At 53.3% G+C, this 20627-nt stretch carries 18 protein-coding genes and 6 tRNA genes; 11 read left to right on the top strand and 13 right to left on the bottom strand.

The features are described 5' to 3' along the window. The 4 genes from ptsI to cysZ all read right to left on the bottom strand — a co-directional run bounded on the left by ptsI (nt 1) and on the right by cysZ (nt 4244). Entirely contained in the window at nt 1-1728 is a 1728-nt protein-coding gene (gene ptsI, locus G0034_RS16680) for a phosphoenolpyruvate-protein phosphotransferase PtsI (protein ID WP_014884740.1), read from the bottom strand. Between the two features lie 44 nt (nt 1729-1772). Further along, entirely contained in the window at nt 1773-2030 is a 258-nt protein-coding gene (gene ptsH, locus G0034_RS16675; protein WP_000487600.1) for a phosphocarrier protein Hpr, read from the bottom strand. A 317-nt stretch (nt 2031-2347) separates the two neighbouring features. Further along, on the bottom strand, nt 2348-3319 hold the full coding sequence (gene cysK / locus G0034_RS16670) for a cysteine synthase A (protein ID WP_014884739.1): 972 nt from the start codon (nt 3317-3319) through the stop codon (nt 2348-2350). 163 nt (nt 3320-3482) lie between these two features. Next, nucleotides 3483-4244, bottom strand: a complete 762-nt coding sequence (cysZ, locus tag G0034_RS16665) for a sulfate transporter CysZ (RefSeq protein WP_179121113.1) — start codon at nt 4242-4244, stop codon at nt 3483-3485. Nucleotides 4245-4473: 229 nt separating this feature from the next. On the opposite strand from cysZ, the gene zipA reads away from it, so the two are divergent. The 3 genes from zipA to G0034_RS16650 all read left to right on the top strand — a co-directional run bounded on the left by zipA (nt 4474) and on the right by G0034_RS16650 (nt 7759). Beyond that, nucleotides 4474-5457 carry a cell division protein ZipA gene (gene zipA, locus G0034_RS16660; RefSeq protein ID WP_045134549.1) on the top strand — a complete coding sequence of 328 codons (984 nt, stop codon included), beginning with the start codon at nt 4474-4476 and terminating at the stop codon, nt 5455-5457. Nucleotides 5458-5526: 69 nt separating this feature from the next. Beyond that, a complete protein-coding gene (gene ligA / locus G0034_RS16655; RefSeq protein WP_045268310.1) occupies nt 5527-7542 on the top strand; it encodes an NAD-dependent DNA ligase LigA in 2016 nt (671 codons plus the stop codon). A 1-nt stretch (nt 7543) separates the two neighbouring features. Then, nucleotides 7544-7759, top strand: a complete 216-nt coding sequence (locus G0034_RS16650) for a DUF3820 family protein (protein WP_014884735.1) — start codon at nt 7544-7546, stop codon at nt 7757-7759. On the opposite strand, the gene G0034_RS16645 is transcribed toward G0034_RS16650, so the two are convergent. After that, entirely contained in the window at nt 7756-8751 is a 996-nt protein-coding gene (locus G0034_RS16645; RefSeq protein WP_014884734.1) for a bile acid:sodium symporter family protein, read from the bottom strand. The two genes, G0034_RS16650 and G0034_RS16645, sit on opposite strands and share 4 nt — an antisense overlap. Nucleotides 8752-8840: 89 nt before the next feature. On the opposite strand from G0034_RS16645, the gene G0034_RS16640 reads away from it, so the two are divergent. Further along, complete coding sequence (locus G0034_RS16640) at nt 8841-9776, top strand: LysR family transcriptional regulator (protein ID WP_014884733.1); 936 nt, start codon at nt 8841-8843, stop codon at nt 9774-9776. Here the strand turns inward: G0034_RS16640 and G0034_RS16635 are convergent. Beyond that, nucleotides 9773-10114 carry a FlxA-like family protein gene (locus G0034_RS16635; RefSeq protein WP_014884732.1) on the bottom strand — a complete coding sequence of 114 codons (342 nt, stop codon included), beginning with the start codon at nt 10112-10114 and terminating at the stop codon, nt 9773-9775. The two genes, G0034_RS16640 and G0034_RS16635, sit on opposite strands and share 4 nt — an antisense overlap. A 207-nt stretch (nt 10115-10321) precedes the next feature. Here G0034_RS16635 and xapA point away from each other — a divergent pair, with 207 nt between their 5' ends. The 3 genes from xapA to G0034_RS16620 all read left to right on the top strand — a co-directional run bounded on the left by xapA (nt 10322) and on the right by G0034_RS16620 (nt 13412). Next, on the top strand, nt 10322-11146 hold the full coding sequence (gene xapA / locus G0034_RS16630; protein WP_179121112.1) for a xanthosine phosphorylase: 825 nt from the start codon (nt 10322-10324) through the stop codon (nt 11144-11146). 51 nt (nt 11147-11197) lie between these two features. Next, complete coding sequence (locus G0034_RS16625) at nt 11198-12454, top strand: nucleoside permease (protein ID WP_023331034.1); 1257 nt, start codon at nt 11198-11200, stop codon at nt 12452-12454. Between the two features lie 67 nt (nt 12455-12521). Beyond that, nucleotides 12522-13412: a LysR family transcriptional regulator gene (locus tag G0034_RS16620; protein ID WP_032635933.1), complete on the top strand. Its 891-nt coding sequence runs from the start codon at nt 12522-12524 to the stop codon at nt 13410-13412. Between the two features lie 55 nt (nt 13413-13467). Here G0034_RS16620 and G0034_RS16615 read toward each other — a convergent pair. The 4 genes from G0034_RS16615 to G0034_RS16600 form a co-directional block, all read right to left on the bottom strand. Beyond that, a tRNA-Lys gene (locus tag G0034_RS16615) sits at nt 13468-13543 on the bottom strand. A gap of 4 nt (nt 13544-13547) precedes the next feature. Next, nucleotides 13548-13623, bottom strand: a tRNA-Val gene (locus G0034_RS16610). 29 nt (nt 13624-13652) lie between these two features. Further along, nucleotides 13653-13728: transfer RNA gene (locus tag G0034_RS16605), tRNA-Val, on the bottom strand. A 41-nt stretch (nt 13729-13769) separates the two neighbouring features. After that, a tRNA-Val gene (locus G0034_RS16600) sits at nt 13770-13845 on the bottom strand. A gap of 258 nt (nt 13846-14103) precedes the next feature. On the opposite strand from G0034_RS16600, the gene gltX reads away from it, so the two are divergent. Next, nucleotides 14104-15519, top strand: a complete 1416-nt coding sequence (gltX, locus tag G0034_RS16595; RefSeq protein WP_032635936.1) for a glutamate--tRNA ligase — start codon at nt 14104-14106, stop codon at nt 15517-15519. A gap of 44 nt (nt 15520-15563) precedes the next feature. Here the strand turns inward: gltX and G0034_RS16590 are convergent, their stop codons facing one another. After that, nucleotides 15564-15956, bottom strand: a complete 393-nt coding sequence (locus tag G0034_RS16590) for a YfeC-like transcriptional regulator (RefSeq protein ID WP_032629138.1) — start codon at nt 15954-15956, stop codon at nt 15564-15566. Nucleotide 15957: 1 nt separating this feature from the next. Next, nucleotides 15958-16320: a YfeC-like transcriptional regulator gene (locus G0034_RS16585; protein WP_023338614.1), complete on the bottom strand. Its 363-nt coding sequence runs from the start codon at nt 16318-16320 to the stop codon at nt 15958-15960. Between the two features lie 217 nt (nt 16321-16537). On the opposite strand from G0034_RS16585, the gene G0034_RS16580 reads away from it, so the two are divergent. From G0034_RS16580 to G0034_RS16570, 3 genes are all read left to right on the top strand, one after another. Beyond that, nucleotides 16538-16613 (top strand) — tRNA-Ala (locus G0034_RS16580). Nucleotides 16614-16654: 41 nt separating this feature from the next. Further along, a tRNA-Ala gene (locus G0034_RS16575) sits at nt 16655-16730 on the top strand. Nucleotides 16731-16945: 215 nt separating this feature from the next. Then, a complete protein-coding gene (locus G0034_RS16570) occupies nt 16946-19135 on the top strand; it encodes a sensor domain-containing phosphodiesterase (RefSeq protein WP_032635939.1) in 2190 nt (729 codons plus the stop codon). Between the two features lie 44 nt (nt 19136-19179). Here the strand turns inward: G0034_RS16570 and G0034_RS16565 are convergent, their stop codons facing one another. After that, a complete protein-coding gene (locus G0034_RS16565) occupies nt 19180-20367 on the bottom strand; it encodes a NupC/NupG family nucleoside CNT transporter (protein ID WP_014884725.1) in 1188 nt (395 codons plus the stop codon). Between the last annotated feature and the right edge of the window lie 260 nt (nt 20368-20627).

Here is a 20627-nt window from a genome sequence, read left to right as displayed (position 1 = left end):
TTAGCAGATTGTTTTTTCTTCAATGAACTTGTTAACCAGCGTCATTAACTCGTCCGTTGTCGGTTGAGCAAGAGCCTGCTCTGCTAACACCTTCGCATCTTCGAAGTTCGTGTTACGGATAATCTTCTTAATGCGCGGGATGGAAATGGCGCTCATAGAGAATTCGTCCAGACCCATACCCAGCAACAGAAGTGTAGCACGTTCGTCGCCTGCAAGCTCACCACACATGCCAGTCCATTTACCTTCTGCATGAGAAGCATCAATAACTTGCTTGATCAAGTTCAGTACGGACGGTGACATTGGCTGGTAGAGATGTGAAATCATATCATTACCACGGTCAACTGCCAGGGTGTACTGCGTTAAATCATTGGTGCCGATACTAAAGAAATCAACTTCTTTGGCTAAATGACGCGCAATGGTCGCGGCTGCTGGGGTTTCCACCATCACGCCGATCTCGATTGACTCGTCAAACGCTTTACCTTCGTCGCGCAGTTCCTGTTTGTAGATTTCGATCTCTTTCTTCAGTGCACGCACTTCTTCAACAGAGATGATCATCGGGAACATGATGCGCAGTTTACCGAAAGCAGAGGCACGCAGAATTGCGCGCACCTGGTCACGCAGGATCTCTTTGCGATCCATGGCGATACGCACTGCACGCCAGCCCAGGAACGGGTTCTCTTCTTTCGGGAAGTTCATGTATGGCAGCTCTTTGTCGCCACCGATGTCCATAGTACGGACGATAACCGCCTGAGAGCCACACGCTTCTGCTACGGCTTTATACGCAGCAAACTGCTCTTCTTCAGTAGGCAGCGCGTCACGATCCATGAACAGGAATTCTGTACGATAGAGACCCACACCTTCCGCACCGTTGCGCTCAGCGCCTTCAACGTCACGTACGGTACCGATGTTTGCGCACACTTCAACCTGATGGCCGTCCAGGGTGATGGCTGGCAGATCTTTCAGCTTAGCGAGTTCCGCTTTTTCAGTCGCAACTTGCTCCTGAACCGCGCGCAGTTTTTCGATCTCTTCGTTTGTTGGGTTGACGTAAACCAGATTGTTTACGGCATCCAGAATCAGATAGTCGCCGTTTTTCACCTGAGAGGTGACGCTACCGGTACCCACGATGGCAGGCAGTTCCAGAGAACGGGCCATAATAGAGGTGTGGGAGGTACGGCCACCCGCGTCGGTAATGAAACCGAGGACCTTTTTCAGGTTCAGCTGTGCGGTTTCGGACGGGGTGAGGTCAGCGGCAACCAGGATCACTTCATCCTGAATCGCGCTCAGGTCGATGATGGCCAGACCCAGGATGTTGCGCAGCAGGCGCTTACCGATGTCACGTACGTCAGCCGCACGTTCTTTCAGGTATTCATCATCCAGTTCTTCCAGGGCAGTTGCCTGACCTTCGATAACTTCATGCGCAGCCGCGTCGGCCGTCATGCCTTTATCTTTAATCAGGGCTATGATTTCCTGCTCCAGCTCCTCATCTTCGAGCAGCATGATATGCCCTTCGAAGATGGCTTCTTTTTCTTCACCGAAAGTTTCGCCAGCTTTAGTTTTGATTGCTTCCAGTTGCGCAGATGCCTTGGCACGACCGCTCAGAAAACGTTCAACTTCCTGATCAACCTTGTCGGCAGAAATTTTTTTCCGGTCGATGACGATCTCGTCTTCTTTCAGCAGCAGTGCTTTGCCGAAAGCGATACCCGGGGATGCTAAAATGCCTGAAATCATAACCCTACCTTACTTGTGACTGATATTTAAAAGAACCCGGAAACTTACTCGAGCTCAGCCATCAGTTTTACCAGATGCTCAACTGCTTTCTGCTCGTCTTCACCTTCCGCAGAAATGGTGACTACGGTGCCCTGAGTCAGGCCCAGAGTCTGCAGTTTGAACAGGCTTTTTGCGCTGGCGCTTTTGCCGTTGGAAGTCACAGTGATTTCAGAAGTGAAGCCTTTCGCTTCTTTAACAAACTGAGCAGCAGGGCGGGTGTGCAGACCGTTCGGAGCGGTAATGGTAACTTCTTGCTGGAACATTGTATTTCCCCAACTTATAGGTTTAGTGTTGTGGAACTAAAGTCTAGCCTGGCGACTGAACTTTAGCCTGTATTGTTAGCGCTGACGTTTCGATCGTCATTAAACATTATGCAGCGAAAGCAAGACTTGAACCAAATCATAAAATCGATTCAGCAAGGCTATTTCGTTCACTGATTAATTTCACGCATCAAAATAATTGCTGGTTTAAATACCAGACCCAACGGGGTGAAGCAATGCCAGGAGGGGCAAAAGTTTGAAGCAGGCCACAAAAAAGCACCTGAAAAGGTGCTTTTTTACGCGTTATTAACATGCTGGCATTACTGTTGCAGCTCTTTTTCAGTGAACAGATCGGCAAACAGTGCGGTGCTCAAGTAACGCTCACCCGAGGAAGGAAGGATAACCACAATATTCTTATTGGTAAAGGCTTCATCTTCCTGAAGTTTGAGCGCTGCCGCAACAGCAGCACCGGAAGAGATACCGGCAAGAATGCCTTCTTCATCCATCAGACGACGCGCGGTAGAGATGGCTTCTTCGTTAGTGATGGTGACCACTTTATCGATCAGCTTCAGGTCCAGGTTGCCCGGAATGAAGCCCGCGCCAATACCCTGGATTTTATGCGGACCCGGCTTGAGTTCTTCGCCCGCCAGTGCCTGGGTGATAACCGGTGAGTCGGTGGGTTCAACCGCAACGGTGATCAGATCTTTTTTACCTTTTGTGCCTTTTATATAGCGTGACACGCCGGTCAGGGTGCCGCCGGTACCAACGCCGGAGATAAACACGTCAACCTGACCGTCAGTATCTTCCCAGATTTCCGGTCCGGTGGTCTTCTCGTGAATTTCCGGGTTAGCCGGGTTGCTGAACTGCTGCAGCAGCAGATATTTTGCCGGATCGCTGGCGACAATCTCTTCCGCTTTCTGAATGGCACCTTTCATGCCCTTCGCACCTTCGGTAAGTACGAGGTTCGCGCCGAGTGCTTTGAGCAGTTTGCGGCGTTCGATACTCATGGTCTCCGGCATGGTCAGCGTCAGTTTGTAGCCACGCGCGGCAGCGACATAGGCCAGAGCGATACCGGTGTTACCGCTGGTCGGTTCAACCAGTTCAACGCCAGGCTTCAGCACGCCACGTTTTTCAGCATCCCAAATCATGTTTGCACCGATACGGCATTTTACGCTGAAGCTCGGGTTACGAGATTCGACCTTCGCCAGAATGCGTCCATTACCGATACGGTTCAGTCGAACCAGGGGCGTATGACCGATAGTCAGCGAGTTGTCTTCATAAATCTTACTCATGGCCTGTCCTTAACTGTATGAAATTGGGATACCGCCCCAGCATACCTGCTAAGCAGGGAGGGGGAAGTAAGGAATTCGCATATCTATATACTGCAAGGAAATAATGGGGATCAGTATGGAATAAGGGGCGGCATAAGCCACCCCTGCTTTACACATTTTTGCATTATTTCCATAACGCGTGCTTAGCACGGTAGCAGTCCACCCACATTGCCGTCGCGCCGCACACAGCAACCGGCATGATGAACAGGTTCAGGAAGGGAATCATCGTGAACAGGCTGGTTAGCGCGCCGAACTGCATATTGGCGACCTTCTGGGTACGCAGGGCGTTGCGCATCGCTTTAAACGGTACCTTGTGGTTATCGAACGGATAATCACAATACTGGATGGCGAGCATCCAGGCGCTGAACAGGAACCACAGCACCGGCGCCACGGTCTGGCCAATGCCGGGCACAAAATAGAGGATAAGCAGCACTACCGCCCGGGGGAGGTACCAGGCAAATTTCTGCCACTCGCGCTTCATGATGCGGGGGATATCTTTCATGACCCCGAGCACGCCCGTGTCCGGCGGCGTCGCGCCGGTAAGCCGCGCCTCCAGCTGTTCTGCCAGCAGGCCGTTAAACGGTGCGGCTATCCAGTTAGCGATGGTTGAGAAGAAATAGCCGAACACCAGCAGCACGGAGATAACCGCCACCGGCCAGAGCAGATAGTTCAGCCACTGTAGCCAGTCGGGCACATAGCTCATTAACGCAGGGATCCAGCTCTCGAGCTTTGTAAAAAGCCACCAGAACGCGCCGCCCATCAGAAGAATGTTGATCAACAGCGGAAGGATGACGAAGCGTCGGATACCCGGCAGTGAAACCAGTTTCCAGCCCTGAGAAAAATACCAGACGCCGCTGCGTGGGGGAGAAGACGATGTTGAAACCATAACCAGGCTGTACTCCTTTTTTCACAACCAGTGGAATTGCCGCCTATATTATCCACTTGTAGGCTAATGACCAGTTCGGAAATGTTCGAAAAACCAGCAAAAAGCACGATTTCCTTCATCTTTATGCTGTGAATGCTCTGCACACACTTGCACTTGACGTAAACGGCAAATACTCTTAGTGAGTAAATGTTTGCCGTGGTGGCAAGGTGTTAGAACAACAGAGAATATAATGATGCAGGATTTGCGTCTGATATTAATCATTGTTGGCGCGATCGCCATAATCGCTTTACTGGTACATGGTTTCTGGACCAGCCGTAAAGAGCGTTCTTCGATGTTCCGCGATCGCCCACTGAAGCGCATGAAGTCCAGTCGTGATGACGATGACATTGAAGATGACATCGACGGTCGCGACGATGACGGCGTGGGTGAAGTTCGTGTTCATCGGGTCAATACTGCGCCCGGCGCGGCTCATGGGGAGCATGAAGCCCCCCGTCCTGCGCAGCACCAGTATCAACCGCCGTACGCCTCTGCTCAGCCGCGCCAGCAGGCGCCGCAGCCGGTAGAAGAGCCTGTGCGCCAGCCGCCGCAACAGCCTGTCCATCAGCAGCCTGCTGCGCCACAGCCGGTTCAACCGCAACCCGTGCAGCAGCCTGTGCAACAACAGCCCGCGCAGCCGGTACAACAGCCGCAGCAGCCTGTTCATGTGCAGCCAGCGCCGCAGCCTGCTCCAGCACAGCATGTTGAGCCAGAACCGGTAGCAGAGCCAGAACCGGTTGTTGAAAAACCGCAGCGTAAAGAAGCGGTGATCATCATGAACGTGGCCGCGCATCACGGTAGCCATCTCAACGGTGATGTGCTGCTTAACAGTATTCAACAGGCAGGCTTCAAGTTTGGCGACATGAATATTTTCCATCGCCACCTGAGCCCTGACGGTAGCGGCCCGGCGCTGTTCAGCCTGGCCAATATGGTCAACCCGGGTACTTTTGATCCGGAAATGACCGGTGATTTCGTGACCCCAGGTGTCACCATCTTTATGCAGGTGCCCTCTTACGGTGATGAACTGCAAAACTTTAAGCTGATGTTGCAATCCGCTCAGCACATCGCTGACGAAGTAGGCGGTGTGGTGCTCGACGATCAGCGTCGAATGATGACCCCGCAGAAACTGCGCGAGTATCAGGACCGCATCCGCGAAGTTAAGGAAGCCAACGCGTAATCATCGCGTTTACGTCAACTCCTCCTCAACCCCCGCATGTCGGGGGTTTTTTCTCATTGATGGTGCGATATGGACTCAATCGAACAACAACTCACTGACCTGCGAACCACGCTTCGCCATCATGAATATCTCTATCATGTTATGGACGCGCCGGAGGTGCCGGATGCGGAGTATGACCGCCTGATGCGCGAGCTGCGCGAACTGGAGGCGCAGCACCCGGAACTCATTACGCCGGATTCTCCCACCCAGCGTGTCGGTGCCGAGCCGCTGGGAGCGTTCAGCCAGGTACGCCATGAAGTACCGATGCTGTCGCTGGATAACGTCTTTGATGAAGAGAGCTTCCTCGCGTTTAACAAGCGCGTGCAGGACCGTCTGAAAAGCAGCGACGCTCTCACCTGGTGCTGCGAGCTGAAGCTTGATGGCCTGGCGGTCAGTCTTCTCTACGAAAACGGCGTGCTGGTGCGTGCCGCGACGCGTGGCGACGGCACGACGGGTGAAGACATTACGACCAACGTGCGTACCATCCGCGCGATCCCGCTGAAGCTGCAGGGGGACAACATTCCTGCGCGTCTGGAAGTGCGCGGCGAAGTGTTTCTTCCCCAGGCGGGTTTCGAGAAAATCAACGAAGAAGCGCGCCGCACCGGCGGGAAAGTATTTGCTAACCCGCGTAATGCGGCGGCTGGCTCTTTACGCCAGCTTGACCCGCGTATCACCGCGAAGCGACCGCTCACTTTCTTCTGCTATGGCGTGGGGATCCTGGAGGGAGGCGAGCTGCCGGATACGCACCTCGGGCGCCTGATGCAGTTTAAGGCGTGGGGTCTGCCGGTGAGTAACCGCGTACAGCTCTGTGACTCGCCAGAAGCGGTACTCGCGTTCTACCACAAGGTGGAAGCGGACCGTCCGACGCTCGGTTTTGATATTGATGGCGTTGTCATTAAGGTGAACTCACTGGCGCTTCAGGAGCAACTCGGGTTTGTGGCACGTGCGCCGCGCTGGGCGGTGGCGTTTAAGTTTCCTGCTCAGGAACAGATGACCTTCGTTCGCGATGTGGAGTTCCAGGTCGGCCGTACGGGTGCCATTACCCCGGTCGCCCGTCTTGAGCCTGTGCAGGTCGCGGGCGTGCTGGTGAGTAACGCCACGCTGCATAACGCCGATGAGATTGAACGTCTGGGCCTGCGGATTGGTGACAAAGTGGTGGTTCGTCGCGCGGGCGATGTTATTCCGCAAGTGGTGAACGTCGTTGAGTCTGAACGCCCTGATGATACGCGTGAAGTGGTCTTCCCGACCCATTGCCCGGTGTGTGGCTCTGACGTGGAGCGTGTTGAAGGTGAGGCGGTAGCGCGCTGTACGGGCGGCCTGATCTGTGGCGCGCAGCGTAAAGAGTCACTGAAGCACTTCGTCTCCCGTCGCGCCATGGACGTCGACGGCATGGGCGATAAGATTATCGATCAGCTGGTTGAAAAAGAGTATGTGCATACGCCAGCGGATCTCTTCAAACTGACGGCGGGCAAGCTGACCGGTCTGGATCGCATGGGGCCGAAGTCGGCGCAGAACGTGGTTAACGCTCTGGAAGCCGCAAAAGAGACCACCTTCGCCCGTTTCCTTTACGCGCTGGGCATCCGTGAAGTGGGGGAAGCAACGGCAGCAGGTCTGGCGGCGTACTTTGGCACGCTGGAGGCGCTGGAAAAGGCAAGCATCGACGAGCTGCAGAAAGTGCCGGATGTCGGCATTGTAGTCGCCACGCACGTCTTTAACTTCTTTGCGGAAGAGAGCAACCGCGAAGTCATTGGCAAACTGCTGGCAGAGGGCATCAAATGGCCCGCGCCGGTGGTGGTTAATGCCGAAGAGATCGACAGTCCGTTCGCCGGTAAAACGGTGGTGCTGACCGGCAGCCTGAGCCAGCTTTCACGCGACGATGCGAAAGCGCGTCTGGTGGCGCTGGGCGCAAAAGTGGCGGGCAGCGTGTCGAAGAAAACCGACCTGGTGATTGCCGGGGAAGCAGCGGGTTCGAAGCTGGCGAAAGCCCAGGAACTCGGCATTGAGGTTATCGACGAAGCGGAAATGATGCGTCTGTTAGGAGAGTAACGTGGAAAAAGAGCAGCTCGTTGCGATCGCCAATACGGAGATGCCGTTCGGTAAATATAAGGGCCGCAGGCTGATCGATTTGCCGGAGGAGTATCTGCTGTGGTTTGCCCGTAAGGATGAGTTCCCGGCCGGGCGACTGGGCGAGCTGATGGCTATCACGCTGCTGATCAAAACCGAGGGGCTGACCCAGCTGGTTCAGCCCCTGAAACGTCCTTAAGCCTTCGCGGCGCGGGTCTCTTCCTGCGCCAGTTTTTCCGTCTGACGTTTATAGCGACGCGCCAGCACGGCGCAGACCATCAGCTGGATCTGATGAAAAATCATCAGCGGCAATACCATCATCCCAATTACCGAGGTCGGGAACAGAATGTTGGCCATCGGAATACCGTTCGCCAGGCTCTTCTTCGAACCGCAGAAAACAATCGTAATTTCATCTGCTTTGTTGAAGCCGCATTTACGTGCCACAAAGACGTTTACGGCAATGACAATCGCCAGCAGGACAATGCTGACGACCACGATAAACAGCAGTGAGCCTGCGCCCACCTTGTGCCAGATCCCGTTCACGACCGCTTCGCTGAAGGCGGAGTAAACCACCAGCAGAATTGAGGTCTGGTCGGTTTTGGAGATCCACTTTTTATGCTTCGTCACAAACGCACCTGTCCACGGGCGCGAGAGATGGCCCAGGACAAAGGGCAGCAGCAGTTGCAGACAGATCCTGCCCACCTGCTCAAGGTTACCTTCCGCGCCATGCATGTTCATCAGCAGCCCCACCAGCAGCGGGGAGACGAAAATCCCTAACAGGCTGGATGCCGATGCGGAGCAGACCGCGGCCGCAACGTTGCCACCCGCGAGGGAGGTAAACGCAATGGCCGACTGCACGGTGGCTGGCAGAATACAGAGATACAAAAAACCGGTATAGAGTGCCGGGTCGACGTTAACTGGCGCCCACCACGCAAACAGCACCCCGAGGATGGGGAACAGAATAAAGGTGCTGCACATCACCCAGAGGTGCAGTCGCCAGTGGCCACCACCCGCGATAATCGCTTCGCGGGAGAGTTTTGCGCCGTGCATAAAGAACAGCAGCGCGATAGCGGCCGTCGTCAGCCCCTCAAAAAACGGGACGAAACCACCGCGGGCCGGGAAAAACGAGGCCAGTAAAACGGTGACCACCAGAGTAAGCGTAAACGGATCAACAATACGAAATAGTTTCATAATGACTCCTGAAAACAGATGTCGCTATTGTGCTTTTTTCCATTTGAGAAATAAAATTGATTTATTGCATTCATTCATGAATTAAACAGATGAATTACTCCTTACGCCAGCTTCGTATTTTTGTCACCGTCGCCCATGCCCGTAGCTTCAGCCGGGCAGGAGAGATGATTGGCCTCAGCCAGTCAGCCGTCAGCCACAGCGTGAAAGAGCTGGAAAATCAGACCGGCGTGCGGTTGCTTGACCGTACCACACGCGAAGTGGTGCTGACCGAAGCAGGGCAGCAGCTGGCCCAGCGCCTCGAACGTCTGCTGGATGAACTGAACAGCACGCTCAGAGACGTGGGAAGGCTGGGGCAGCAGCTTTCGGGCACCGTGCGGGTCGCAGCCAGCCAGACAATATCGGCACACCTTATCCCGCAGTGTATCGCGGAGGGAAACCACCGCTATCCGGACATTGATTTTGTGTTGCATGACCGGCCGCAGCAGTGGGTGCTGGAAAGCATCCGTCAGGGAGATGTGGATTTTGGTATTGTGATCGACCCCGGCCAGGTGAGCGACCTGGCGTGCGAAAGCGTGCTTTCTGAGCCTTTTTTACTGCTCTGCCGGGATGACGATCCGCTGGCAACCTTGCCGGCGGTCAACTGGCAGTCCCTGCAGGGCGCGAACCTGGTTTTGCAGGATTATGCCTCCGGCAGCCGTCCGCTGATCGATTCCGCGCTGGTTAATCAGGGCGTAAAGGCCACCATCGTGCAGGAAATTGGGCATCCGGCCACGCTGTTTCCAATGGTGGAAGCCGGAATTGGGATCAGCGTGTTGCCCGCTCTGGCGCTCCCCCTGCCGCAGGGGAGCCGACTGGCCGTGAAGCGTTTAACGCCTGTTGTCGAGCGAAAACTGATGTTAGTACGGCGCAAAAATCGTTCCCTCTCGGGGGCGGCGCAGGCTATATGGGAAGTGGTGCGTATCCAGGCACAGCGATTAACCGAGGCCCGCATACGCGACCCACTGTTTAACGCATCCGACGATTAAATATAGATATCGATCTGATGATCGTCTGTCGGGCTATTCACCCCTTCCACTTTACCCGGCGCTTGCTCCTGTTTCTTTTGCTCCTCTTCAGCCTGCTGGTGCTGCAGCGCGGCGAGCTGCGCCTGTAGCACGGTGATTTGGGTCTGAATGAGCTCCTGCTGCTTTTTCTTTTCATCTGCACTGCCGGAACTGTCCGCCAGCTCTTTTAACTGCTGAGTCAGCTGTTGGATTTTGTCGAGAATACGGCTGATTTGCGCAGCAATATCGTTCCCGCCGGAAGCCCCACTCCCGCCGCCGCTGGTTTGAATGGGTGGGGCTGAAGCCTGAATGGTCGTCATACTTTTTCCTCGCGTTATAAAACAGAGGTATCGGCACTGACGGGATTAGCTTGAGCAAAACAGCCATATCTGGCAGGGCGTTACATTGATACAAAAACAGTATTGATGGTGTCGGGAAAGTGTATTGGAGGTCACCCGCAGGCTCCGGATATAAGACTAGGGTCATGCGATCCATGCTATCGCGATCTTCATTCTCAAGGAGCCTCTATGACCCTCTCAAATAACCCGTGGTACTGCGCCGATATTATCCGTGCGGCTAAGCCTGACTTCACGCCTCGCGTGGCGTTTATTCTCGGCTCTGGCCTTGGCGCGCTCGCCGACCAGATTGATGATGCCGTTTCCCTGAGCTATGAAAAACTGCCGGGCTTCCCGGTGAGCACCGTCCACGGCCACGCAGGCGAGCTGGTGCTGGGGCATCTTGCCGGGGTGCCTGTTGCCTGTATGAAAGGGCGAGGGCACTTCTATGAGGGGCGCGGGATGACCATCATGACCGATGCGATCCGCACGTTCAAACTGCTGGGATGTGAGTTGCTGTTTAGCACCAATGCGGCAGGCTCATTGCGCCCGGAAGTTCTGCCGGGGAGCCTGGTTGCCCTGAGCGACCATATCAATACCATGCCTGGCACGCCGATGGTGGGGCTGAACGATGAGCGCTTTGGCGACCGTTTCTTCTCCCTGGCCAATGCTTACGACGCGGATTACCGTGCGATGCTGCAAACCGTGGCGGCGAAAGAGGGTTTCCCGCTGCATGAAGGGGTATTTGTCTCTTATCCGGGCCCGAACTTCGAGACGGCGGCAGAGATCCGCATGATGCAAATTATCGGCGGTGATGTGGTCGGCATGTCCGTGGTGCCGGAAGTGATTTCCGCACGCCACTGTGACCTGAAGGTTGTAGCCGTTTCTGCAATTACCAACCTCGCCGAAGGTTTGGGCGAGGTAAAGCTGTCGCATGAGCAGACGCTCGCGGCGGCTGAGCTCTCACGCCAGAACTTCATCAATCTTATCTGCGGTTTTCTCCGCCATATTGCCTGAGTAAAACAATAAAGTGGCCCGTTAGGGCCACACTGCTATAAGGAATGGGCTATGAACATCACGACTCGCTTAAAGATGATGTCCTTTATGCAATATTTTATCTGGGGGAGTTGGCTGGTTACCCTCGGTGCTTACATGATCAACACCCTACACTTTACCGGCTCCGACGTGGGCATGGTCTACAGCTCCAAAGGCCTTGCCGCGATCGTGATGCCTTCGCTGGTGGGAATCATCGCCGACAAATGGCTACGGGCAGACCGCGCCTACGTCATTTGCCACCTCGTCTGTGCCGCCGCACTCTGTTACGCCGCGCAGGTGAATGAGCCCGGCCTGATGTTCTGGGTCATGCTGGTCAATGCGATGGCCTTTATGCCCACCATTGCGCTGTCGAATACGATCTCCTATTCCTGTCTTGAGCAGGCGGGTCTGGAGACGGTAAGCCATTTTCCGCGCGTGCGGGTGTATGGCACCGTGGGCTTTATTGCGGCAATGTGGGCCATAAGCCTGATGGGGGCGGAGCTAAGCAACGTGCAGCTTTATATTGCAGCTGGCGCGTCTCTGCTGCTGGCGCTCTATTCTTTGACGTTGCCGGCCATTCCCGTGGCGAAGCAGAAAACGTCCCAGTCTCTGGCCAGCAAGCTGGGCCTTAATGCCTTTGTTCTTTTTAAACAGCCTCGCATGGCGGTGTTCTTTTTGTTCGCGATGCTGCTGGGTGCTGTGCTGCAGATCACCAATACCTTCGGTAGCCCCTTCCTGCATGATTTTGCCCGTAATCCGGCGTATGCAGATAGCTTTATCGTCAGGTACCCGTCCATTTTGCTCTCCGTTTCGCAAATGTCAGAGGTGTTCTTCATTCTGACCATTCCGTACTTCCTCGGACGGTTTGGTATTAAAGCCGTGATGCTGATGAGCATGGTGGCCTGGATGCTCCGGTTTGGTCTGTTTGCCTTTGGCGACCCCTCCGCAACGGGCTTTGTGCTGCTCATGCTTTCCATGATTGTCTATGGCTGTGCATTCGACTTCTTCAATATTTCCGGCTCAGTGTTTGTCGAACAGGAGGTCAGCACCGATATTCGCGCCAGCGCACAGGGGCTGTTTATGACGACGGTTAACGGTATTGGGGCTTATTTCGGATCGGTATTGAGCGGTATGGCAGTTGATTATTTCTCGGTGGATGGGGTGAAAGACTGGCAGACGATCTGGCTGGTGTTTGCAGCCTATGCCCTGGTACTGGCCGTAGTGTTTTATTTCAGCTTTAACTACCACCACGCCAGTAAAAACAGCGAGATGCGCACAGTTGCGCACTAAATTTCCCCTCTCTGCGGTGAAAGGCTTTAAGGTAGGCGCTTAAGTGTTATCGCCAGGATATGTTTTGATGGAACGCGTCTATCGAACCGACCTCAAGCTGCTGCGCTATTTTCTGGCCGTGGCGGAGGAACTGCATTTTGGACGGGCTGCGGCCCGTCTCAATATGTCCCAGCCGCCATTAAGCCTGCACATTAAAGAGCTGGAAAGCCAGCTGGGCACGTTACTGTTTATTCGCCACTCGCGAAGCGTCGCGTTGACGCATGCGGGTAAAGTGCTGATGGAAGAGTCTCGTCGGCTGCTTGCCAGCGCAAATCAGGCTCTGGCGCGCGTCGAACAAATTGGCCGGGGTGAGGCAGGGCGTATTGAGCTGGGTATTGTCGGTACCGCCATGTGGAGTGAGGTGCGCACGGTTATGCGCACTTTTTTGAAAGAACATCCGAATGTTGATGTCGTTTTTCGCGAAAAGTCGCCGGTCATGCAGATGGCGCTGCTTGAGCGTCAGGAGCTGGATATTGGGATCTGGCGAATGGCAACGGAACCCACCGCGGGGTTTACCAGCGTGCGGTTGCGCGAGGCGGCGTTTCTTGTGGCGATGCCGGAAGATCACCGGCTGGTTAGGGAACCCTCCGTTGCGCTTGCTGATTTACAGGACGAGTATTTCGTCACGATGCCGTCAGCACATTCTGACTGGGCATTTTTACATCGCGTCTGCCAGCAGGCCGGTTTTTCACCGATGATTGTACGCGAAGCCGTAGAGCCACAAACGGTACTGGCGATGATAAGCATGGGGATGGGGATTACGCTCGCTGCCGACAGTTACGCGCAAATGCAGTGGCCGGGCGTGGTGTTTCGCCCGCTGAAAGAGCGTATTCCGGCAGATTTGTATGTCGTGTATAACGAGAAACAGGTGACGCCGGCGGTGAAGACGTTGATTGAGACGTTGACGGCAGGAAAGTAGACAAACTGCAGATGCGCAGATAGCAAAAAAGCGCCTTTAGGGCGCTTTTTTACATTGGTGGGTCGTGCAGGATTCGAACCTGCGACCAATTGATTAAAAGTCAACTGCTCTACCAACTGAGCTAACGACCCGAAATGGTGGGCGATGACGGGCTCGAACCGCCGACCCCCTCCGTGTAAAGGAGATGCTCTACCAACTGAGCTAATCGCCCATTTCGGAACTACTGCGATAAGATGAGAATGGTGGGCGATGACGGGCTCGAACCGCCGACCCCCTCCGTGTAAAGGAGATGCTCTACCAACTGAGCTAATCGCCCAATCTCAAAACTTATCTATACTGCGAGTCTACCGAAGTAGATGGTGGGTGATGACGGACTCGAACCGCCGACCCCCTCCGTGTAAAGGAGATGCTCTACCAACTGAGCTAATCACCCCCGCTGTGTGGAGTCGCATTATAGGGAGAGTTGAAAATGAGTCAACGCATTTTCTAAAGTTTTTATTCGTTCGTCGTAAAATTAAACAAAACGATCGCAAAACGGGCGGTGGCGCATGATTTCTAAACAAAAACAGCAAACTCGCTCATGATAAAGGGATGAACATTGAGGAATCCCCCCACAGTGATAGAATATTGCCCATTGTTTTTTCCCCGGGATTTGCCGATTGCCGGCATCTTTATAACGTAAGGCCATTTCATGAAAATCAAAACTCGCTTCGCGCCGAGCCCGACAGGCTATCTGCACGTCGGTGGTGCTCGTACTGCTCTCTATTCCTGGCTTTTTGCACGCCACAACAAAGGTGAGTTCGTGCTGCGTATTGAAGACACCGATCTTGAGCGCTCCACGCCGGAAGCAATTGAAGCCATTATGGATGGGATGAACTGGCTGAACCTGGAGTGGGATGAAGGCCCGTATTTCCAGACCAAACGTTTTGACCGCTATAACGCAGTTATTGATGAGATGCTGGTCGCGGGCACGGCGTATAAATGCTACTGCTCCAAAGAGCGTCTTGATGCGCTGCGTGAAGAGCAGATGGCAAACGGTGAAAAGCCGCGTTATGACGGCCGCTGCCGCCATGACCATAGCGAGCATGCTGCTGATGAACCGTGCGTGGTGCGTTTTGCTAACCCGCAGGATGGCTCGGTGATCTTTGACGACCAGATCCGTGGCCCGATCGAATTCAGCAACCAGGAGCTGGACGATCTGATCATCCGCCGCACCGATGGTTCCCCAACCTATAACTTCTGCGTTGTGGTTGACGACTGGGATATGGAAATTACCCACGTTGTCCGTGGTGAAGACCATATCAACAACACGCCGCGCCAGATCAACATTCTGAAAGCGCTGAACGCCCCTGTGCCTGTCTATGCACACGTTTCCATGATCAACGGCGACGACGGGAAAAAACTGTCTAAACGTCACGGCGCGGTCAGCGTTATGCAGTATCGCGATGACGGTTATTTGCCGGAAGCGCTGCTGAACTATCTGGTGCGTCTGGGCTGGGCCCACGGCGACCAGGAGATCTTCAGCCGCGAAGAGATGATCGAACTCTTTTCTCTGAGCTCAGTGAGCAAATCAGCGAGCGCATTTAATACCGATAAGCTGCAGTGGCTGAACCATCATTACATCAATACCATGCCGCCAGAATACGTGGCGACTTACCTTCAGTGGCACATTGAGCAGGCAAATATTGATACCCGTACAGGCCCTGAACTGGCGGACCTGGTGAAACTGCTCGGCGAGCGCTGCAAAACGCTGAAAGAAATGGCTGAAAGCTGCCGCTACTTCTATGAAGAGTTTGATGAGTTTGACGCGGATGCGGCGAAGAAACACCTCCGCCCGGTTGCGCGTCAGCCGCTGGAATTGGTGCGAGACAAGCTGACTGCGATCGCTGACTGGACCGCAGAGAACGTGCATCACGCTATTCAGGCGACGGCGGACGAGCTGGAAGTTGGTATGGGTAAAGTCGGTATGCCGCTGCGTGTTGCGGTGACCGGTGCGGGCCAGTCCCCGGCACTGGATGTGACCGTGCATGCAATTGGTAAATCACGCAGCGTGGCGCGTATTAACAAAGCGCTGGACTTTATTGCGGCACGTGAAAACCAGCAGTAATCACATTTTAGTCTGGCAGAACGGCAGGGGGACCTGCCGTTTTTTTATGCCGTATATTCAGCCAGATTCAGACGGGTAAGAAAGCCGCGTAACCCTTCGCGCTTCAGGAATGCATCCAGACGTTCCTGTTCAGACGGCGTCAGGTTTTCCAGCGTCGCAATGATATCCGGTCGCAGAGTAGAGGAGGGGACAATGTATGGCGCTGTTGTCTCTGCCAGGTGGTATACTGCCTGACGGTTTCGGATAGCCGGGAGGCGCATGATATGTTCCTTCACGCGCGCATCGACGTGTATGAGCCTCGCCCGACCGCCTTTCACACCATTGAGACCTTCGGTCTCCCATCCCTGCTGGCGTATCCAGCGATTCACCGTTTGCCTGGCAACGCCTAAACTCTCCGCCAGCTCTTCCGTGGTCATTTTGCTACGTAATCTTTTCATATTAATTCTGGTCGCGAATTCCTAGACGTTGTAACAAACCGGTAATCCCTTCCCGCAGTAACAGTGATGTCATCTGCTTCTGCTCTTCTGGCGTCATTTCATTTGCCAGCGTCAGGAGGAGGGTATGAAGCGAACGCTCATTGCTGACGCCGTCAGGCATTGCGGATGTCTCCGTTGCCCGTCGCGCGCTGCGGATAAAGTCACGCACCTTTTCATTCACATGTACCAGGCGTGCTTTGCCCCCCTGGACGCCTGGTTTTGGTGACGTTATCCAACCCTCTTTGCGTACCCATTTATTGATGGTCTGTCGGCTATAGCCGGTGAGCAGGGCTAACTCTTCCGGCGTCATTCGTTCCTTGATCATACAATTTCCTGAATATTCGTGGGGTTAATTAACGGCTCATTTTATAGCACCGTTTAACGTGAAAACGTGACAGGCTTAACTCATGACTGCGAGCAGGCTCGCAAAGTGATTCATTTGCATGAATTTTCGGCGATTGAATCACGGTCAATGAATTTGCCGTTGACACTCCGCGGCGGAATTCATATTATGCCGCCCGTCAACATGACAGCTTTACGATGGGGCTATAGCTCAGCTGGGAGAGCGCTTGCATGGCATGCAAGAGGTCAGCGGTTCGATCCCGCTTAGCTCCACCAAACTCTGAACCCAACAGAGTGCGGTCAGTAAAGTCACATGTGGGGCTATAGCTCAGCTGGGAGAGCGCTTGCATGGCATGCAAGAGGTCAGCGGTTCGATCCCGCTTAGCTCCACCAAAATTTTAAACCCTCGTCAAAAGACGAGGGTTTTTTTTATCTGTTTGTAACGTTCACCACCGCATTTTGTTATCAAAAAGAAGGTATTCCTGTACCTGACCTCAATCGAAATCAATAAACCTGTCCATAAATAGACTTCAACTTGATTCGCACAATTAATAAACCTATTATCCATCCGGTCAATGATATGAACGGATAATAATCGCATCAGCTTAATGAATAGAAAAACGTACAATAATGTAAAGATATTTATAATTGCCCTGGCGATATGCCTGATCGCGGTTCCTTTCTCCCGTTATCTCTCCCCGCGCGCGATTGTGAATGGTCACGACGTTTATTTAGCATGGTTACCCCTGAGCGTTATGCTGGCGGTAATTCTGTTATTTGGTCGTCGGGCAATTCTTCCCATTCTGTTAGGTTTTACTGTCACTAATTTATTCTATATTAATTTAGCACCGCTACAATATTCAGTATTGCTGTTTTGTCAGACCTTTGCGTTGTTCGCGGCGTGCGGCTTGTTGCGCCTTATGCTGGGCAGGCGCTGGCGCTACTGCATTCCTAACAAGCACATTGGATTACGGATATTCTGGCTCGGTTTTATTGTGCCACTCGGCATTAAAATGTCGATGTATTTAGCGGGCTATTTGTTTGATTTCCCGGTAACTATCTCCACCTTCTTCGGTGAAGGGACGGTAATTTATAACGTCGTGGATATTCAAAGTCTGATAGGCGCGGCGCTGATTTTTACGATGATGTTTTATTACCCGTTAAGAATGATAATTAATCCTCGTTATGCCATTACCTTCTGGCGACGAAGCGTGAAGCCCATTTTTTTCCATAAGAATTCATTGTTTATATTTGTCTGGCTCATGCTTCTAGGCTTCATTCTCGCTGTTTTATGTGGCCCTTTTGAATCCCCTGTTATAGCGGGCTATTTAATGCCGCTGATTTTTATTCTCTTTACCTTAGCGATAAGCCGCCTGACCTATGCACTTATCTCTCTGCTTTGGGCTGCTTCAGCGCTTCTGCTGTTGACCTACAACTATAACTTCCTGAATGGTGTGGAGTCGGGCCATTCACTCTCCTTTATCCTGTCCGTGCTGATCTCGTTTGCCATCTGCTTGCTTTACATGTCGCGGATTTACCAGCGTAGCGAGTGGCTGAAGCGGGGATGGCAGGGCAGAGCGCTGACCGATCCGCTGACCGGTTTGCCCAATATCCGTGCGCTGGAGGAGTATCTTGAGATTCACCAGGATGCCAAAGTGTGCATTCTGCGCATGGATAACCTGGAATTTTTGAGCCGCCATTACGGGATCCTGATGCGGGTCCACTGCAAACGCACGATCGCCTCGTCGCTGCAGCCCCTTCTGCAAAAGGACGAGATGCTCTTCCAGTTGCCCGGAAGCGAGCTGGTGGTGGTCTTGCTGGGGCCGGAAATTGCTGAGCGTCTCCAGCATATGGTTGATCGGTTGAACAGCCGGAAAATTTTCTGGAACAACACCGGGCTGGATATTGAGTTTGGTGCCTCCTGGGGGATGGTCGAAAACGGTGAAAAATTGCATCACACGCTGGGGCAACTAAGCTGGCTGGCTGAGCAATCTTGTGCAGGACAGAACGTACTTGCGCTGACGAATAGCCTGGAGGCTGCATCAGGACAAACAACAGAGCGCGTCCTGATGTTAGCGCGGATTAAGCATGCCCTGGAGGCGGGTCAGTTCCATTTATACGCGCAACCGATCCAGAAGGCAGACGGTAGCGGTTACTACGAAATTCTGACGCGTATGGAGAGCGAGGGCGAAATCATCACCCCTGATCGCTTTATTCCGCTGATTGCTCAGTTCAACCTTAGCCACCGGTTTGATATGTGCGTTATGGAAAAATTACTGCTGTGGCTGCGCGATCATCCTGCGACGCAGCCTGGGGCCCGTTTCTCCGTCAATCTGATGCCGCTCACGCTGATGCAAAAAGAGGTAGCGACCGAGATTTGTGCGCTGTTTGAACGGTACGGCGTTGCCCCTCAAACCGTGGTCATTGAGATCACCGAAGAGCAGGCTTTCTCCAATTCAGGTTGCAGCATCAATAATATTCAGCAACTGCGGGATTGTGGATTCCGGATTGCTATTGATGATTTTGGTACGGGGTACGCCAACTACGAGCGTCTCAGACGTCTGCAGGCGGATATCATCAAAATTGACGGCTGCTTTGTTAAAGACATTTGTACTGATGACATGGATGCGATGATCGTCCAGTCGATGTGTAATCTGGCGAAGACGAAATCGCTATGTGTGGTGGCGGAGTATGTCGAAACACCCGCACAGCGGGAGATGTTGCTTCGCTTCGGCGTGGATTACCTGCAGGGCTACCTGATAGGTAAACCCAAACCGCTGGAAGAAATTCGGGCATAAAAAAACCGGGAGCTTGCTCCCGGTTTTTTGTTTTGCAGTAAACGTTACAGGACCAGCGCTGCGATGGACGCGGACAGAACGCTCACCAGAGTGGAGCCATACACCAGTTTCAGGCCAAAGCGTGAAACCACGTTACCCTGTTCTTCGTTCAGGCCTTTAATCGCCCCGGCGATAATACCGATGGATGAGAAGTTCGCGAAGGAGACCAGGAACACGGACAGGATGCCTTCCGCGCGCGGAGAAAGCGTGCTGGCAATTTTCTGCAGATCCATCATCGCAACGAATTCGTTAGAAACCAGTTTGGTTGCCATGATACTGCCCACCTGCAGCGCTTCGTGAGCCGGAACACCCATCACCCAGGCAACAGGATAGAAGATGTAGCCCAGAATACCCTGGAAGGAGATACCCAGCACCGCGGCGAACAGGGCGTTCAGCGCAGAGATCAGCGCAATGAAGCCGATCAGCATGGCGGCAACGATAACCGCCACTTTGAAACCGGCCAGAATGTACTCGCCCAGCATTTCGAAGAAGCTCTGGCCTTCGTGCAGGTTGGACATCTGGATGTTCTCTTCGCTGGCGTCAACGCGGTATGGGTTGATCAGCGACAGCACGATAAAGGTGCTGAACATGTTCAGAACCAGCGCAGCGACAACATATTTTGGCTCCAGCATGGTCATATACGCGCCCACGATAGACATGGAAACGGTAGACATTGCGGTTGCCGCCATGGTGTACATGCGGTTACGCGACATTTTGCCGAGAATATCTTTATACGCGATGAAGTTCTCAGACTGACCGAGGATCAGGGAACTGACGGCGTTGAAAGACTCCAGCTTGCCCATGCCGTTGACTTTGGATAACAGGAAACCAATTCCACGAATCACGAACGGCAGAACACGGATGTGCTGCAGAATACCGATGAGCGCGGAGATGAAGACGATGGGGCACAGCACCTTCAGGAAGAAGAACGCCAGACCTTCGTCGTTCATTTTACCGAAGACAAAGTTGGTCCCTTCGTTGGCGAATCCGAGCAGTTTTTCGAACATTTCGGAGAAGCCTTTTACGAAGCCGAGACCTACGTTGGAGTTCAGGAAGAACCACGCAAGTAAAACTTCAATGACCAGCAGCTGGACAACATAACGAATACGAATTTTTTTGCGGTCTGTGCTGACCAGCAATGCGAGTGCAGTAACGACAACAAGTGCCAGGACAAAATGAAGGACGCGGTCCATATTTGCTCCAAATATGAGGCAGGTTTAATTTTCGTGCACATTCTATGCAACAAGCGAAAAGAAAACGAGATCAAGGACACACTATAGTTACATCCTGTGACGAGTCTCAAAAATAGTGATCCACAATACATTTTCGTTATGTTAGGTAAATGAGTGAAAAGTTAAGTTTGTGTGCTACGCTTCACAAATGACTGCGCATTTTCACATTCTGTGATGTCGCACCACCTGCCCATCTATCGTTCTTAGCTATCAGAGAAATC

This window comes from Enterobacter sp. T2 (assembly GCF_010692925.1).
GTDB classification, from domain to species: Bacteria; Pseudomonadota; Gammaproteobacteria; order Enterobacterales; family Enterobacteriaceae; genus Enterobacter; species Enterobacter kobei.
Note: the sequence above shows the minus strand (reverse complement) of the source record. Positions and strands in the feature narration are given on the sequence as shown.